We start from the raw sequence: 14,024 nt of genomic DNA, 5'->3' as shown, positions 1-14,024 counted from the left end.
CTATCGCGGGGCGCGCTTGGCGAGAATGCGCTGCAGGGTGCGCCGGTGCATCGCCAGGCGCCGGGCCGTCTCCGAGACGTTGCGGCCGCACAGCTCGTAGACCCGCTGGATATGCTCCCAGCGCACCCGGTCGGCCGACATCGGATTTTCCGGCAGGTCCGGCTTGTGGCCGGACTCGGCCATCAGGGCGGCATGGATCTCGTCGGCGTCCGCGGGCTTGGCCAGGTAGTCGAAGGCGCCGAGCTTCACCGCCGTGACCGCGGTGGCGATGTTGCCGTAACCGGTGAGGATGACGCCGCGGGCGTCGGGACGCTTGGTCTTCAGCCGGGAGATCACGTCGAGGCCGGAACCGTCGGCCAGCTTCATGTCGATGACCGCGAAGGCGGGAGCGGCCTCCTCGACCTTGGCGATGCCCTCGGCGACGCTGTCGGCCGTGGTGACGGCGTAGCCCCGGGTCTCCATGGCGCGGGCCAGTCTCTGCAGGAAGGCCTTGTCGTCGTCGACGATCAGCAGGGACGGGTCGGGCGAAATCGGTGCGGCAGGGGTCATGACGCGGGAACTCCATCGCCGGAGGCGAAGCATGGGCCGGATTGCTCCGGGTCGAGGGCGGGCGGATCACTGAAGCACCCGGCGGCGCAAGGTCTCACACTGTGACATAGAGACGCAAGATCGGCCGACGGCATCGGCGGAAACATCGGCAAGGGTCAGATCCGGTCTTCGGTGAGGGTGTTGTGCCGTTCGAACTCGCTGCGCGGCCATTCCAGGCGGACGGTCGCACCCGTCTGGGGCAGCGTGCGGTTGGCCAGCGAGATGGTCGCGCCGGAGCGCTCCAGCAGCGTCTTGGCGATGAAGAAGCCGAGGCCGAGGCCGCCGCCGGGCTGTCCGGGAGCGCGTTGCCGCCGGCGGGTGATGTAGGGATCGCCCAGGCGGCCGATGACGTCGGCCGGAAAGCCCGGGCCGTCATCGGCGACGACGATCGAGACGAAGTCCGCGTTCCAGTTCGCGGCGATGGTGACGCTGCTGCTGGCGAAGTCCACCGCATTCTCGACGATGTTGCCGAGGCCGTAGAGCAGGCCGGCATTGCGCGCGGCGGCGGGCTCGTTGCGGCGATCGCCCTCCAGCGCCACGCTGATGTCGATGCCGAAGTCGCGATGGGGGGCGACGACGTCCTCGATGATATGGGCAAGGTCGAGCAGGCTGAACGGCGCCGAGCCTTCCTGGCCGAGGGAGGAGAGCTTGCCGAGGATCTCGCGGCAGCGCTGCACCTGGCTGCGCAGCAGGCGGACGTCGTCGGCGAGCTCGCCCTGCCCGGCGATGCTCGCCTCCATCTCCTTGGCGACGAGGGCGATGGTGGCGAGCGGCGTGCCGAGCTCGTGTGCGGCGGCGGCCGCCAGACCGTCGAGCTGGGAGAGGTGCTGCTCGCGCGCAAGCGCCAGCTCCGTGGCGCTGAGCGCGTTCGACAGGAGCCGTCCTTCCTCCGCCACGCGCCAGGCATAGACGCTGATGAAGGCAATGCCGAGCAGCACCGAGAACCACATGCCGACGACGAGCAGCAGCGGCAGATCCAGGGTCTCGCCGGGGTACCAGGGCAGCGGCAGGTGCCAGCGGATCAGCGCGGTGGCGCAGGCCACGGCCAGGGCGCCGAGCACCAGGGTCAGGACCGGCGGCAGCGACGTCGCCGAGATCAGCACCGGCGCGAGGAACAGGAAGGCGAACGGGTTCTGCAGGCCGCCGGTCAGGGACAGCAGCAGCGCCAGCTGGACGATGTCGAAGGCCAGGAAGGTGGCGGCGCGCGGTGGGTCCATGCGCTGCGTCGCCGGATAGCGCATGCCCAGCACAACGTTCACCCCGGCCGACGCGCCGATCAGCGCCAGGCATTCGGCCAGGGGCAGCGGGAAGCCGAGGCCGAATTGCACGGTCAGCACGGCCGAGACCTGGCCGATCAGCGCCAGCCAGCGCAGGCGGATCAGCGTGCCGAGGCGCAGCGTGTGCAGGGTGAAGTCGGCTTCGGTCGCGTGCGTGGGATGCATGGTCCGTCCTGGGCGTCGATCGCCGACCGGCAGTCGGCGCGGCCCCGTCTTCCCGTCCGGAGCGCCGCGGCGATTCACCGATCCGCCGCCAACCCTAAGCAGAAAACCGGGCTTCGCCCATGGGGCAGGCGGAAAATACCGGTCGGGAGGCCGGGGGGACCCGAGCGGGGTGCCGCCCCTATACAGCTTCGCGCGCCCGCGCTAAGGAAGCCGCTATCGGATCGAGGTCTTCTGGAAGGTGAGCGGCATGGTGGCGGTCAGCGATCGGCTGGTGACGGTGTTCGGCGGATCGGGCTTCATCGGGCGCCACGCGGTGCGCTCGCTCGTCCAGCGCGGCTATCGCGTGCGCGTTGCCGTGCGGCGGCCGGATCTGGCGAGCTATCTGATGACGGCGGGGGCCGTCGGACAGGTCAATGCCGTTCAGGCGAATCTGCGCTATCCGGAATCGATCGAGGCGGCGGTCGAGGGCGCTGTCGCCGTGGTCAACCTCGTCGGCATCATGCACGAGCGCGGCCGCAACAGCTTCGAGGCGACCCAGGCCTTCGGCGCCGGCGCCGTGGCGCGGGCGACCAAGGCGGCCGGCATCGGCACGCTGGTGCACATGTCGGCGATCGGCGCCGATCGCCATTCGGCGGCCGGCTATGCCGTGAGCAAGGCCAAGGGCGAGGAGGCGGTGCTTGCCGCCATGCCGGAGGCGGCGATCCTGCGTCCGTCGGTGGTCTTCGGCCCGGAGGACGACTTCTTCAACCGCTTCGCCGCCATGGCCCAGGTTTCGCCGGTGCTGCCGCTGGTCGGCGGCGGGGAGACGAAGTTCCAGCCGGTGTTCGTCGGCGACGTGGCCGAGGCGATCGCGACCGGAGTCGACGGACGGCTGGCGCCGGGCGCGACCTATGAGCTCGGCGGCCCGGATGTGCTGAGCTTCCGCCAGATCCTGGAACTGGTGCTGAAGGTGACGAACCGCTCGCGCCTGCTGGCGCCGCTGCCTTTCGGCCTGGCGGGGCTGCTCTCGCGCTTCACCCAATATCTGCCGAACCCGCCGCTGACCCCCGGCCAGGTGACGCTCCTGCGGCACGACAACGTCGTCTCGGCGGAGGCGGCGGCGCACAAGCGTACCCTGGACGGCATCGGCATCGTGGCGACCTCGGTCGAAGCCGAGGTGCCGACCTATCTGTGGCGTTTCCGCAAGGCCGGCCAGTTCGAGAAGATGCCGGCCTGAGGCAGGGATCGGGGGCGTCCGCCGCCCTCGCGCCGTACGACCCGCGAAAGAGCGCGAAAAAGCCTTCTCCCGCAGCGGCGACGGATGGGTGTGGCGGACAGGCGCAAGTCCGTGCTCGGCCGGCACGACGGTCGTGCGGCTCTGTTCGCGATCGAGCCTTGCGGACTGCGCCCCGACTGCGCCGGGGCGCCTTCCCGACCTTCGTCGGAGAAGGTTCTTTCGCCCTTTCCTGCTTTCGCCTCAGCCGAAGACGGTGAGCGCGATCAGGCCGAGGACGCCGACGACGATGCGCCACCAGCCGAACACCGCAAGGCCGCGCTTGGAGACGAAGTCCAGCAGCGTCTTGACCACGAACCAGCCGGAAATGAAGGCGGCGACGAAGCCGACGGCGATCAGGCCGCCGTCGGTAAAGCTGATCGTCTTGTAGCTCTTGGCCAGGTCGAAGACGAAGGCGCCGAGCATGGTCGGCATGGCCAGGAAGAAGGAGAATTCCGCCGCCGAGCGTTTGTCGGCGCCGAGCAGCATGGCGCCGACAATGGTGGCGCCCGATCGCGACACGCCCGGGATCATCGACAGGCACTGGAACAGGCCGATCTTGAAGTAGACCGGCAGCGGCATGACGTAGGCGTTGGCGAAGCGCTTCTGCAACGGCATCTCGTCGACGGCGATCAGCACCAGGCCGCCGGCGATCAGGGCGTAGCAGACGATGGCGACGTTGAAGAGATATTCCTTGATGAAGCCGTGCAGCAGCGCGCCGACGACCGCCGCCGGCAGGAAGGCGAGCAGCACGCCGAGGACGAAGTGCCGTGCCTCCGGATCCCTGGGCAGGGCGACGGCGATGCGCCAGAGGCGTTCGGCATAGATCGCCAGCAGGGCCAGGATGGCGCCGAGCTGGATCAGGATCTCGAAGCTGGCGCTGCCCTCGAAGCGCAGGAAATGCGCGGCGAGCAGCAGATGTCCGGTGGAAGAGACGGGGATGAACTCGGTCAGGCCCTCGACGATGCCGAGGATGATGGCTTCTGCCACGTCGAAGAGGGTCATGCAGGCTCCGCGCGTCCGTCCGGTCGAATCGTATCGCTCATGCATACCGGGCTTTGCTTTACGCCGTAACAAAGCTGTGTGCCGGCTTGCACGAAATTCGAAACGAATTCATGTCAACATGGCGGGGTTTCGGCGGAGGATGTTCGGGCCGGGCACGGGATTGCGATGTCGGAGCGGTTCCTGGACAGGATCGGCGGCAGGATTGCCGCAATGCTCGACAAGCCCATCAAGGGCTACCAGCCTTCGACGCCGCCGGATGCCGAGGCCCTGGCTTTCTCGCTCAGGCCGGCCGACGTGATCCTGGTCGAAGGCAACAGCCGCGTTTCTTCCGTGATCAAATACCTCACCCAGTCCACCTGGTCGCATGCGGCGATGTATGTCGGGCCGGTGGCCGGCCGGGCCGAGGCGAATGGCGAGCAGCATGTCCTGATCGAGGCCAATCTCGGCGAGGGCGTCGTCACCGCGCCGCTGTCGAAATATCGCGAGGCGCATGTGCGCGTCTGCCGGCCGATCGGGATCAACGTGCAGGACCGTGCCCGGGTCGTGGCCTACATGCTCGCCCATCGCGGGCTCGACTACGACGTGAAGAACATCACCGACATGATGCGCTATCTCGTGCCCCTGCCGGTGCCGACACGTTGGCGACGGCGGATGATCGCCATGGGGTCGGGCGAGCCGACGCGGACCATCTGCTCCACCCTGATCGCCCAGGCCTTCGAGAGCGTGCGCTACCCCATCCTGCCGCTGGTGGAGACCACGAGCGAGTATTCCCGCCGCGAGATCCTGCATATCCGGCATCATTCCCTGTTCGCACCGCGCGACTTCGACCTGTCGCCCTATTTCGCCGTGATCAAGCCGACCATCGAGCGTGGCTTCGACTACAAGGCCATGGTCTGGGGCGGGGATGACGCGCAGGTCGCCGAGGAAAGCTGAGCCGCAACGACATGCGGGGCGAGGCGCATGGCGCCGTGGCGCCCGCAGCGCGTCGCGACTCTTGCGGAGCTTCGGGCCCATGGCCGGAGACCGGTTACCGCGGAGAAACCGGAAAGCGCAGGAGCGGGCGTAATCCGCGTTGGCAATGGAGGCCCCGCTCCATACAGTCCGGCCGGCAACTGCCAAGAAGGAGTTTTCTCGATGCGGCTCTATTTCAAACCGGGCGCCTGCTCGCTCTCGTCCAGGATCATCCTGACCGAGCTCGGCCTGCCCCATGAGGCGGTCAAGGTCGACACCGCCGCCGGTCGGACCGAGACCGGCGCCGACTATCGTGCCATCAATCCCAAGGGCTATGTCCCGGCCCTCGAACTCGCCGACGGCACGGTCATCACCGAAAACCCTGCGATCCTGCAATATCTCGCCGACAGCCATCCGGGCGCGGCGCTGGCCCCGGCCAACGGCACGCTGGAGCGCGTGCGCCTGCAGGAATGGCTGAATTTCATCGCTTCGGAACTGCACAAGGCCTATTCCCCCTTCTTCGGTGGCCAAAAGCCGGAAGGAGCGGACCGGGAGAAGGCCGAGGCCCGCCTCGGCCGGCGCATCGACGACATCGAGCGCGCCCTTTCCGACGGCCGAGCCTTCATCCTCGGCGACGGGTTCAGCGTGGCCGACGCCTATCTCTTCGTCGTGCTGAACTGGTCGAACTTCATCGGCGTCGACCTGGCGCGCTGGCCGCACGTCTCCGCCTACATGGCGCGCGTGGCCGCCCGCCCCGCCGTGCACGCTGCCCTGGTGCGCGAGGGCCTGGCCAAGGAGGCCGCTGCTTGATCGTGGCGGCCGTGGGGCCGGCTACGCCGCGGGCGCCACGGCCGCCTTGTCCTGCAGGGCGGCCTTGCGGGCCGGCCGGGGGGCGATCCAGGCCCAGGCGGGGCGCTCGAACAGGAAGCGCAGCGGCGTGCGCCGGATGGCGAAGTAGACCAGCAGCGGCAGCGCCACCGAGACCGCGGTGATCAGCAGCGACAGGACGCCGAGGTCGCCGATCAGGCCGAATTTGAGGAAGACCGTGCGCAGGATCGCCATGGGCACGAAGAAGGCGAGATAGATCACCAGCGAGTGCTGGCCGCACAGGCGCAGCGCCCCCAGCCAGTCGATGCTCGACAGCAGCACGCCGACGGCGACCACGGCACCCGCGCCGGCGAGGCCGAGCACGAGGCCGATCCCCGGCATATGGGCGATGCCCATCGCCACCAGGGTGCCGTTGACCAGCGCCCAGGCGGCCAGGCCGAGGAGGGCCGGGCCGCGATGGCGCGCCACGGCCTCGGCGAAGCGGAAGACCTGGGGCGCGGCGTAGTAGCCGACCAGGAAGAACACCAGGCGTTCACAGAACTCGTTGATCATGAACAGGCCGGAGGCTTCCAGCCAGGCCGTGTCGCGCGGCACCACCTGCAGCAGCGCCGCGGCGCCGAGCACCAGGGCCGGCGGCAGGGGGCGGGCGAGCTTGGTCAGCACGAAGAAGATCGGCAGCATGTAGATGAACCACAGCGTGCCGGGCGGATCCCAGACCATGGCCAGGAGATCCCAGCCGGCGGCGGCGAGGTTGCCGGCGGCATAGGCGGGATAGATGTCCTTCATGGCCCACTGGATCAGGGCCCACAGGACGTAGAAATAGAGGAAATGCACCACCTTGCGGTCGAGATAGGTGCGCCAGTCGCGGCCGATGACCCTGGCCAGGAACAGGCCCGAGATCATGAAGAAGTCGGGCATGCGGAAGGGCCTGGCGAACTCGATGGCCGCGTTGAGCCAGCTCACCTCCCCGGCGGCCTTCTCGACGCCGAGCGTGGTGTGCATCATCACCACCATGATGATGCAGATGCCCTTGGCGTAGTCCACCCAAGGAACCCGCCCCTCATCCCCGACGGGGACACCCGTGCCGCCGCTTGCCGTGCTCATCTCAGCTCCTGTCCCAGTGAGGGACGATAGGGCCCAAAATGTCAACGCGGTCGCAAGCGCTGCACCGGAACCGCGCGGCGCCGGGCCGGAATCGCGCGGTTTCGGCGATCAGGGTGAACGAAGGGTTGACGCGCGGCCGGAACCGCCGCGTCAGCCCCGCAGCGTCGCGCCGGTCTTCCTGGCGACCTCCGCGACGATCCGGCCGGCGACGGCCTCGATCTCGGCGTCGGTCAAGGTCTTCTCGCGCGGCTGCAGCGTCACCTCCACGGCGACCGACTTGCGGTCGGGCTCGATGCCCTTGCCTTCGTAGATGTCGAAGACGTCGATGCCGGCCACCAGCTTCTTGTCGGCGGCCTGCGCCGCCTTGACGATGTCGGCGGCCTTGACCGAACGGTCGACCACGAAGGCGAAGTCGCGCGTCACCGGCTGGAAGGGCGAGATCTCCAGCGCACCCCTGGTCTTGGTCGGCTTGGGCTTGGCGAGCGGGATCTGGTCGAGGATCACCTCGAAGGCGGCGAGGGGCCCTGCGGCGTCGAGCCCTTCCAGCGCGGCGGGATGCAGTTCCCCGAACCAGCCGATCACGGTCTGCGGACCGAGCTGGATGGTGCCGGAGCGGCCGGGGTGGAACCAGGCCGGGCCGCCCGGGACGATCTGCAGCTTGTCGACGGGCGCGCCGAGAGCGGCCAGCAGCGCCAGCGCGTCCTGCTTGGCGTCGAAGACGCCGGCGGGCGCCGCCGGGGCGGACCAGTGGCGGCCGCTGCCGCCGGGCCGGGCGAGGCCGCGGCGCACGCCCGTGGCGGCGATCTTCTGGTCCTCCGGCTTGTCGCCGCGGAAGACCTGCCCGACCTCGAACAGGGCGACGTCGCCATTGCCGCGGTCGGCATTGCGCTGGGTGGCCGCGACCAGGCCCGGGATCAGGCTCGGCCGCATGTCGGAGAGGTCGGCGGCGATCGGATTGGCGAGCGCCAGCTCCGGCTGGCCGCCGCCGAACAGCACGGCCTGCGCCCTGGAGATGAAGGACCAGGTGACGCCCTCCATCAGGCCGCGGGCGGCCAGCGCCCGCTTGGCCAGGCGCGTACGCTTCTGGATCGGGGTCAGCACCGGGGCCGGGACATGGGGGGCGCGCGGCAGCGGCGTCACCGGGATGGTGTCGACCCCGACGATGCGCATCACCTCCTCGACGAGATCGGCCTTGCCGTGCACGTCCGGCCGCCAGGTCGGCGGCGTCACCGCCAGGCCGGCGTCGGCATCCGCGATCTCGAAGCCGAGCGAGGCGAGGATGCGCCGGATGTCGGCGGCGGAGGTGTCGAGGCCGGTGAGGCGGGCGACCTCGCCGGCGGGGAGGGCGATCGGCCCGGCCCGGCCGGGCACGGCGCCGGCCAGCGTCACCGCGGTCGGCGTGCCGCCGCACAGCTCCAGCACCAGCGCCGTCGCCAGGTGCAGGCCCGGGACGGTGAAGGCCGGGTCGGCGCCGCGCTCGAAGCGGTAGCGCGCATCGGTGTTGATGCCGAGCGAGCGGCCGGTGCGGGCGACGTTGAGCGGCTCCCACAGCGCCGATTCGATCAGCACGTCGGTGGTGCCGGCGTCGCAGCCGGAATGCTCGCCGCCCATGATGCCGGCGATGGATTCGACGCCGTCGTCGTCGGCGATGACGCACATGCTGTCGTCGAGCGCATAGGTCCGGCCGTCGAGGGCCAGGATGCTCTCGCCGGCCCGGGCGCGGCGCACGACCAGGTTCCCGGCGACCTTGGCGGCGTCGAACACGTGCAGCGGCCGGCCGCGGTCGAAGGTGACGTAATTGGTGATGTCGACCAGGGCGTTGATCGGCCTCAGACCGATGGCCGTGAGGCGGCGCTGCATCCAGTCCGGCGAGGGGCCGTTCCTCACCCCGCGCACCAGGCGCAGAGCGAAGGCCGGGCAGAGCGGCGGCGTGTCGCCGAAATCGAGGCTGACCGCGACCGGGCAGGGCCCCTCGCCGGGGATGGCGGCCACCGGCGGGGTCTTCAGCGTGCCGAGGCCGGCGGCGGCGAGGTCGCGGGCGATGCCGGCGACACCGGTGCAGTCCGGCCGGTTCGGCGTCAGGTTGATCTCGATCAGCGGGTCGTCGAGGCCGGCCCAGGCGGCATAGGCGGCGCCGACCGGCGCGTCGGCCGGCAGGTCGATGATGCCGTCATGGTCGTTGGAGATCTCCAGCTCGGCGCCTGAGCACAGCATGCCGCGGCTCTCGACGCCACGGATCGAGCCGATGCCGAGCGTGATGTCCTTGCCGGGAATGTAAGTGCCGGGCGGCGAGAACACCGACTTCATGCCGGTGCGGGCATTGGGAGCGCCGCAGACCACCTGCACCGGATCGCCCGAGCCGGTGTCGACCATGCAGACCCTGAGCTTGTCGGCATTGGGATGCTGCTCGGCCGAGACGACGTAGGCGATGGTGAAGGCGCCGAGCGCCTTGGCCCGGTCCTCGACCCGCTCGACCTCCAGCCCGATGCGCGTCAGCGTCTCGACGACGGACTCCAGCGAGGCGTCGGTGTCGAGGTGGTCCTTCAGCCAGGAAAGCGTGAATTTCATCGGTCGGGCCAGGTTCGGAAATGGGTTGCGCCAGCCGATAGCGCGTTGGGAAGACAGATGCAAAGGGATGCTGGCGCGTGCCAGCCATCGCAGGCTGGCGAGAGCCCTCTCTTTCCACTAGCTTTTCCCGATATTTTCGACTATAGGCCCGCCAGCTTGGCGATGTGCCCGGCCTAGACCCCGCTTCCGCTGACCCTCCTGGACGACATCCCGGCCGGGCCGACGTGAAAGACGGTACACGGATTTCCCATCCGTTCCCTCGTCGCAAGACGGACCTTCGCCCCGCGCCCGGCGCGGCGGCGTGCTTTTGAAAGGACTTCCCGATGTCGATCACGGCCGAGCGCAAGGACGCGCTCATCAAGGAGTTCGGCGCCAAGCCGGGCGATACGGGTTCGCCCGAGGTGCAGGTTGCCATCCTCACCGAGCGGATCGTCAACCTTACGGGCCATTTCAAGACCCATACGAAGGACAACCACTCGCGGCGCGGCCTGCTGAAGCTGGTGGCCCTGCGCCGCTCGCTCCTGGACTACCTGAAGTCCCGCGACGAGGGCCGCTACAAGGCGGTCATCGAGCGGCTCGGCATTCGTCGTTGATCGACGGCCTTTCCAAAGACAACCGGGCGTGGCGGCATGGGGCCGCCCCGTCTTCTATCCGACCGGACGCGCGGCATGCCATGGCAGGATCGCGGGACGCAACTCTCGGAACCCCTTCGCGGTCCGGGGGCGCGTCGCGCCGTCTTGCGCATGGCTTTGTTGCGTTGGGCCCTGCCGTATGAACGGCCAGGCGCGTCCGGTCGACGCCAATCGACAGGATGATCAGATGTTCACCATATATCGCGAAGAACTCGACTGGGCCGGCCGCAAGCTCACCCTCGAGACCGGCAAAGTCGCCCGCCAGGCCGACGGCGCGGTCCTCGCCACCTATGGCGAGACCACCGTGCTCGCCACGGTCGTCTCTGCCAAGCAACCCAAACCCGGCCTCGACTTCTTCCCCCTGACCGTCAACTACCAGGAAAAGGCCTTCGCGGCGGGCCGCATTCCCGGCGGCTACTTCAAGCGTGAGGGCCGCCCCTCCGAGCGTGAGACGCTGATCTCCCGCCTGATCGACCGGCCGATCCGTCCGCTTTTCGTGGATGGCTATCGCAACGAGACACAGGTGATCATCACCGTGCTCTCGCACGACCTCGTCAACGACACCGACGCCCTGTCGATGGTCGCTGCCTCCGCGGCGCTGACCCTGTCGGGCGTGCCGTTCATGGGGCCGATCGGCGGCGCCAGCGTCGGCTACATCAACGGCGAGCTCAAGCTCAACCCGACCATCGACGAGATGAAGGAATCCTCGCTCGAGCTCGTGGTCGCCGGCACCGCCGACGCCGTGCTGATGGTGGAATCGGAAGCCAAGGAATTGTCCGAGCAGACCATGCTCGAGGCGGTCATGTTCGGCCATCGCGGCTTCCAGCCGGTGATCGAGGCGATCATCCGCCTGGCCGAGAAGGCCGCCAAGGAGCCGCGCGATTTCCAGCCGGCCGACCATTCGGCCGCGGAGAAGGCGGTGCTGGCCCTGATCGAGGACGATCTGCGCGCCGCCTACTCGATCACCGCCAAGCAGGAGCGCTACGCCGCCGTCGACGCGGCCAAGGCCAAGGTCGCCGCGCATTTCCTGCCCGAGGGCGTCGAGAACCCGACCTTCTCCAAGCAGGAGATCGGCGAGGTCTTCCACGACCTGCAGGCCAAGGTCGTGCGCTGGAACATCCTCGACAAGGGCGTGCGCATCGACGGCCGCGACGTCAAGACCGTGCGCCCGATCGTGGCTGAAGCCGGCTTCCTGCCGCGCACCCACGGCTCGGCCCTGTTCACCCGCGGCGAGACGCAGGCCCTGGCCGTGGCGACCCTCGGCACCGGCGAGGACGAGCAGTATGTCGACAGCCTGGAGGGGACGTACAAGGAGCGCTTCATGCTCCATTACAACTTCCCGCCCTACTCGGTCGGCGAGGCCGGCCGCATGGGTTCGCCCGGCCGCCGCGAGATCGGCCACGGCAAGCTCGCCTGGCGCGCCATCCGGCCGATGCTGCCGCCGGCGCACGAGTTCCCCTACACCATCCGCGTCGTCTCCGAGATCACGGAGTCGAACGGCTCCTCGTCGATGGCGACGGTGTGCGGCACCTCGCTGGCGCTGATGGATGCGGGCGTGCCGCTGCGCGCGCCGGTCGCCGGCATCGCCATGGGCCTGATCCTGGAAGGCGAGCGCTTCGCGGTGCTCTCCGACATCCTCGGCGACGAGGATCATCTCGGCGACATGGACTTCAAGGTGGCGGGCACGCAGAACGGCGTCACCTCGCTGCAGATGGACATCAAGATCGCCGGCATCACCGAGGAGATCATGCGCGTCGCCCTCGACCAGGCCAAGGACGGGCGCCTGCACATCCTCGGCGAGATGGCCAAGGCCTTGACCGGCGCGCGCGCCGAGCTCGGCGAGCATGCGCCGCGCATCGAGGTGATCCAGATCCCGGTCGACAAGATCCGGGAAGTGATCGGGTCCGGCGGCAAGGTGATCCGCGAGATCGTCGAGAAGACCGGCGCCAAGGTCAACATCGAGGACGACGGCACGGTGAAGATCGCCTCGGCCTCGGGCACGGCGATCAAGGCGGCGATCAACTGGATCAAGTCGATCGCCTCCGAGCCGGAGCTGAACATGATCTATGACGGCACGGTGGTGAAGACCACGGACTTCGGCGCCTTCGTCAACTTCTTCGGCGCCAAGGACGGCCTGGTTCACATCTCCCAGCTTGCCGCCAGCCGCGTCAACAAGGTCACGGACGTGGTCAAGGAAGGCGACAAGGTCAAGGTCAAGCTGCTCGGCTTCGACGAGCGCGGCAAGGTGCGCCTGTCCATGAAGGTCGTCGACCAGAAGACCGGCGAGGATCTGGAAAAGAAGTCCGAGGGCCAGGCGGCCGAGTAAGTCCCGCCGGCCATCGCGACGAACGACAGCGGGCGGCCTTCGGGCCGCCCTTTTTCTATGCGCGCCCGGGCCTTCGCTGAAGGCCCGGGCGCTTGTCGTTCATATCCTTGGTTGAATCCGCTGAGTTGGAACGTCTCCCGGTTGGCAAACCTCTGGTTCATCCGAATTCGCGGTAATTTCATAAGATTATAGTTAAAATGTCTGAAAATTTGAATGAAACTCGGCTAAGCCGGGCAAAATCGGGATAAAATCGCGCGATCCGGGGGCATTTTGCCGGCCAATACACGGCCACGGCCACGACCGTGGCGGGCCGCGCGATAGCGCAGGCAGCGCCCGACTGGTATGGTCTACATCTAGTAAACGAGGCCATAGTGTGATGTCGGTCCCGCGGGTCGTGTTGCCCCCGCCTGTGCGTACCCAGGCTGTTGCCGGCGAGCGTCGGCGTGGGCAGGAGCGACGGCCGCCGGTCGGCAAGCGCGACCTGTTCAATCTCCGGCAGCTCGAGGTCTCCTTCGATGCCGCGGCAGCGACGCTGTGGACCTTCATGCGGCCGGAGGGGCGGCCCAGCTACAATCCGTCCATGCTGCAGGACTTCCACGACTGGCAGGACGGGATCGTCGAGACCTATGGCGGAGGCGAGCAGGCGCTGCGCTACCTCGTGCTGGGGTCGCATTTTCCGCGCGTCTTCTGCCTGGGCGGCGACCTCAGCCTCTTCGCCGACCGCATCCTGCAGCGCGATCGCGAAGCGCTGGTGCGCTACGGCCAGTCCTGCGTGCGTATCCTGCACCGCAACATGCGGACGCTCGACCTGCCGGTCGTCACCATCGGCCTGGTACAGGGCGACGCGCTCGGCGGCGGCTTCGAATCGCTGCTGTCGTTCAACGTGGTCGTCGCCGAAAAGGGCTCGAAGTTCGGCCTGCCGGAAACCGTGTTCGGCCTGTTCCCGGGCATGGGCGCCCATTGCTTCCTGACCCGCCGGCTCGGGGCGGCCCAGGCCGAGCGGATGATCCTCAGCGGCAACATCTACACGGCCGAGGAGATGCACCAGATGGGCATCGTCCATGTGCTGGCCGAGCCGGGGGAGGGCGTCGCGGCGGTCAAGGACTATATCGCCATGCACACCCGCCGCCACGCCGGGCACCAGGCGATCTACCGCGCCTCCCAGACGGTCAACCCGATCACGCTGCAGGAGCTCGACGACATCGTCGAGATCTGGGCCGACACGGCGCTGCGGCTGCGCGAGCAGGATCTGAAGGTGATGAAGCGCCTGGTGGCGGCGCAGGACCGCCTGATCGGGCTGGCGACGATGACCGAGAAGTAGCGCGCGG

The 14,024-nt window shown here is 68.5% G+C and carries 10 protein-coding genes and 1 pseudogene; 6 read left to right on the top strand and 5 right to left on the bottom strand.

The window, feature by feature from the left end; translation table 11 throughout:
• Window positions 1-549 carry an ActR/PrrA/RegA family redox response regulator transcription factor gene (locus AC27L4_RS07335; RefSeq protein ID WP_487141431.1) on the bottom strand — a complete coding sequence of 183 codons (549 nt, stop codon included), beginning with the start codon at window positions 547-549 and terminating at the stop codon, window positions 1-3.
• Window positions 550-704: 155 nt separating this feature from the next.
• Window positions 705-2,030, bottom strand: coding sequence for an ActS/PrrB/RegB family redox-sensitive histidine kinase (locus tag AC27L4_RS07330; protein ID WP_487141429.1), 1,326 nt, complete (start codon window positions 2,028-2,030; stop codon window positions 705-707).
• A gap of 247 nt (window positions 2,031-2,277) precedes the next feature.
• On the opposite strand from AC27L4_RS07330, the gene AC27L4_RS07325 reads away from it, so the two are divergent.
• Entirely contained in the window at window positions 2,278-3,246 is a 969-nt protein-coding gene (locus AC27L4_RS07325; protein ID WP_487141427.1) for a complex I NDUFA9 subunit family protein, read from the top strand.
• 240 nt (window positions 3,247-3,486) lie between these two features.
• On the opposite strand, the gene AC27L4_RS07320 is transcribed toward AC27L4_RS07325, so the two are convergent.
• Window positions 3,487-4,287, bottom strand: coding sequence for an undecaprenyl-diphosphate phosphatase (locus tag AC27L4_RS07320; RefSeq protein WP_487141426.1), 801 nt, complete (start codon window positions 4,285-4,287; stop codon window positions 3,487-3,489).
• Between the two features lie 165 nt (window positions 4,288-4,452).
• Between AC27L4_RS07320 and AC27L4_RS07315 the strand changes: the two are divergent.
• Together AC27L4_RS07315 and gstA are read left to right on the top strand one after the other, a co-directional pair.
• Window positions 4,453-5,211: pseudogene (locus AC27L4_RS07315) on the top strand (C40 family peptidase); the annotation flags it as partial.
• Between the two features lie 210 nt (window positions 5,212-5,421).
• Complete coding sequence (gene gstA / locus AC27L4_RS07310; protein ID WP_487141424.1) at window positions 5,422-6,048, top strand: glutathione transferase GstA; 627 nt, start codon at window positions 5,422-5,424, stop codon at window positions 6,046-6,048.
• A gap of 21 nt (window positions 6,049-6,069) precedes the next feature.
• Here the strand turns inward: gstA and AC27L4_RS07305 are convergent, their stop codons facing one another.
• Both AC27L4_RS07305 and pheT read right to left on the bottom strand, forming a co-directional pair.
• Complete coding sequence (locus AC27L4_RS07305; protein WP_487141422.1) at window positions 6,070-7,170, bottom strand: acyltransferase family protein; 1,101 nt, start codon at window positions 7,168-7,170, stop codon at window positions 6,070-6,072.
• Window positions 7,171-7,320: 150 nt separating this feature from the next.
• Window positions 7,321-9,738: a phenylalanine--tRNA ligase subunit beta gene (gene pheT, locus AC27L4_RS07300; protein WP_487141420.1), complete on the bottom strand. Its 2,418-nt coding sequence runs from the start codon at window positions 9,736-9,738 to the stop codon at window positions 7,321-7,323.
• A 323-nt stretch (window positions 9,739-10,061) separates the two neighbouring features.
• On the opposite strand from pheT, the gene rpsO reads away from it, so the two are divergent.
• The 3 genes from rpsO to AC27L4_RS07285 all read left to right on the top strand — a co-directional run bounded on the left by rpsO (window position 10,062) and on the right by AC27L4_RS07285 (window position 14,017).
• Window positions 10,062-10,331 carry a 30S ribosomal protein S15 gene (gene rpsO / locus AC27L4_RS07295; RefSeq protein ID WP_487141419.1) on the top strand — a complete coding sequence of 90 codons (270 nt, stop codon included), beginning with the start codon at window positions 10,062-10,064 and terminating at the stop codon, window positions 10,329-10,331.
• Between the two features lie 226 nt (window positions 10,332-10,557).
• Window positions 10,558-12,696, top strand: a complete 2,139-nt coding sequence (gene pnp, locus AC27L4_RS07290) for a polyribonucleotide nucleotidyltransferase (RefSeq protein ID WP_487141417.1) — start codon at window positions 10,558-10,560, stop codon at window positions 12,694-12,696.
• Between the two features lie 376 nt (window positions 12,697-13,072).
• Window positions 13,073-14,017 carry a crotonase/enoyl-CoA hydratase family protein gene (locus AC27L4_RS07285; RefSeq protein WP_487141416.1) on the top strand — a complete coding sequence of 315 codons (945 nt, stop codon included), beginning with the start codon at window positions 13,073-13,075 and terminating at the stop codon, window positions 14,015-14,017.
• Window positions 14,018-14,024: the final 7 nt, after the last annotated feature.

Source organism: Labrys sp. Lb11 (genome assembly GCF_057554225.1).
Note: the sequence above shows the minus strand (reverse complement) of the source record. Positions and strands in the feature narration are given on the sequence as shown.

What these genes read in the sequence shown, in the direction of transcription:
- AC27L4_RS07335 (WP_487141431.1), bottom strand. Translation starts at nt 549, where the DNA reads ATGACCCCTGCCGCACCGATTTCGCCCGACCCGTCCCTGCTGATCGTC.
- gstA (WP_487141424.1), top strand. Translation starts at nt 5,422, where the DNA reads ATGCGGCTCTATTTCAAACCGGGCGCCTGCTCGCTCTCGTCCAGGATC.
- AC27L4_RS07305 (WP_487141422.1), bottom strand. Translation starts at nt 7,170, where the DNA reads ATGAGCACGGCAAGCGGCGGCACGGGTGTCCCCGTCGGGGATGAGGGG.
- AC27L4_RS07325 (WP_487141427.1), top strand. Translation starts at nt 2,278, where the DNA reads ATGGTGGCGGTCAGCGATCGGCTGGTGACGGTGTTCGGCGGATCGGGC.
- AC27L4_RS07330 (WP_487141429.1), bottom strand. Translation starts at nt 2,030, where the DNA reads ATGCATCCCACGCACGCGACCGAAGCCGACTTCACCCTGCACACGCTG.
- rpsO (WP_487141419.1), top strand. Translation starts at nt 10,062, where the DNA reads ATGTCGATCACGGCCGAGCGCAAGGACGCGCTCATCAAGGAGTTCGGC.
- pheT (WP_487141420.1), bottom strand. Translation starts at nt 9,738, where the DNA reads ATGAAATTCACGCTTTCCTGGCTGAAGGACCACCTCGACACCGACGCC.
- AC27L4_RS07285 (WP_487141416.1), top strand. Translation starts at nt 13,073, where the DNA reads ATGTCGGTCCCGCGGGTCGTGTTGCCCCCGCCTGTGCGTACCCAGGCT.
- AC27L4_RS07320 (WP_487141426.1), bottom strand. Translation starts at nt 4,287, where the DNA reads ATGACCCTCTTCGACGTGGCAGAAGCCATCATCCTCGGCATCGTCGAG.
- pnp (WP_487141417.1), top strand. Translation starts at nt 10,558, where the DNA reads ATGTTCACCATATATCGCGAAGAACTCGACTGGGCCGGCCGCAAGCTC.